The sequence below is a fragment of the Streptomyces lycii genome (assembly GCF_009735685.1).
GTDB classification, from domain to species: Bacteria; Actinomycetota; Actinomycetes; order Streptomycetales; family Streptomycetaceae; genus Streptomyces; species Streptomyces lycii.
Genome location: NZ_WHPN01000202.1, coordinates 1 through 1765, shown reverse-complemented (window position 1 = coordinate 1765; position 1765 = coordinate 1). Strand labels below are relative to the sequence as shown.

1 protein-coding gene is annotated in these 1765 nt (G+C 74.8%); it reads right to left on the bottom strand.

The genetic code is table 11. The features are described from left to right. The coding region (locus GCU69_RS08185; protein ID WP_156205530.1) for a carbamoyltransferase family protein at nt 1-1738 on the bottom strand (1738 nt) is incomplete at its 3' end. Nucleotides 1739-1765 lie beyond the last annotated feature (27 nt).

The window sequence follows — 1765 nt, the reverse complement described above, 5'->3', positions numbered from 1 at the left end:
TGGCGGGGGCCGCGCCGCCGGGGACGACGCCCGCCGCGGCGAAGCCCTCACCGCGGGACGGCAGGGTTTCCTCGGAGCCGGCCGCGTCCGGCTGTCCGCCCGCGAAGAACGCGCCGCGCCGGACCACGAACGGGCCGATGGCCAGCAGGTCCACCGGCGAGGAGCCGAAGCATTCCAGGGCGTCGCGCGGGTCGTCGACCATCGGCCGGCCGGCGGTGTTGAGGCTGGTGTTGACGACGACGGGCAGCCCCGTGCGTTCCTCGAAGGCGCCGAGCATGCGGGCCACGAGGGGTTCGCCGACCGGGTCGACGGTCTGGATGCGGGCGGTGCCGTCGACGTGGACGACGGCCGGGATCCGCTCGCGCCATTCCTCGGCGACGTCGTGGACGAAGAGCATGTACGGCGACGGCATCGGGCCGTCGAAGATCTCGCCCGCGCGGTCCGCGAGGACCATGGGCGCGACCGGCCGGAACTGCTCGCGCCCCTTGACGTCGTTCAGCCGTTCGAGGTTGCCGGAGCGGCCGGGGTGGGCGAGCAGCGAGCGGTGTCCCAGCGCCCTGGGCCCGTACTCGGAGCGGCCCTGGAACCAGGCGACGATCTGGTCCCCGGCGAGCGCCTCGGCGACCGTCTCGGCGACGTCGGCGGGGCGTTCGAAGGGCACGGCGGCCGTCTTCAGCCAGGCCTCCAGTTCGGCGTCGGACCAGCGGCGGCCCAGGTCGGCGCCCGCGAGCGGTTCGGTGCGGTCGCCGCCGGACGCGGCGAGGTAGAGGGCGCCGCCGAGTGCCGTGCCCGCGTCGCCGGAGGCGGGCTGGACCCAGACCCGGTCGAAGGGGCCCTCGCGGGCGATGCGGGAGTTGGCGACGCAGTTGAGCGCCACCCCGCCGGCCATGGTCAGCACGCTGTCGTGGGTCTGGCCGTGCAGCCAGCGGGCCAGGTCGAGCAGGGTCTCCTCCAGGCATGCCTGGGCGCTGGCGGCGAGGTCGGCGTGCGCCTGGGTCCAGGCCTCGCCGGGGCGCAGCGGGGCGCACAGCTCGGACCACGGGACTCCGGTGGCGCGGAATCCGCCGTCGCCCGTCGGGTGGACGTGGCGGCGCAGTTCGCCGAGCATGCGCGGGGTGCCGTAGGAGGCGAGGGCCATCACCTTGTACTCGTCGGAGGAGCGGAGGAAGCCCAGATGCTCCGTCAGATCCTCGTAGACGAGGCCGAGGGAGTGCGGGAGTTGCTGGCCGTACAGCGGTTCGATGCGGTCGCCGACGCGGCGGCCCGCGAGGTGCGAGGTGGCCTCGCCGCGGCCGTCCAGCACGAGCACGGACGACGTCTCGGCGCCGGGCGCGGCGAGCGCGCTGGAGGCGGCGTGGGCCATGTGGTGCGGGACGAAGCGCACGATGTCCGGGTCGAGGCCGGGCAGCGCGGTGGCGAGGAAGCCGGGGGCCTGCCGGGCGTACATCAGCCGCAGGTGGTCCCAGGGGTCGTCGAGGCCCATCTCCTCGGTGGGCCTGGCGAGTTCCGGGTCGAAGGAGTACGCGACGGCGTCGAGGTCCTGGGGCCGCAGGCCGGCCTCGGCGAGGCACCAGGCGGCGGCCTTCTCCGGGAGTTCCCAGGCGGAGAAGGGCAGCGGCCGCTTGCCGTGCTTGCGGCGCGAGAACCGCTCCTCCTCTGCGGCTGCGACGGTGTGCCCGTCGATGACGAGCGCGGCGGCGGGGTCGTGGAAGAGGGCGTTGATTCCCAGGATGCGCATGCTGTCCGCTTCTCCTTCGGCGCGGCC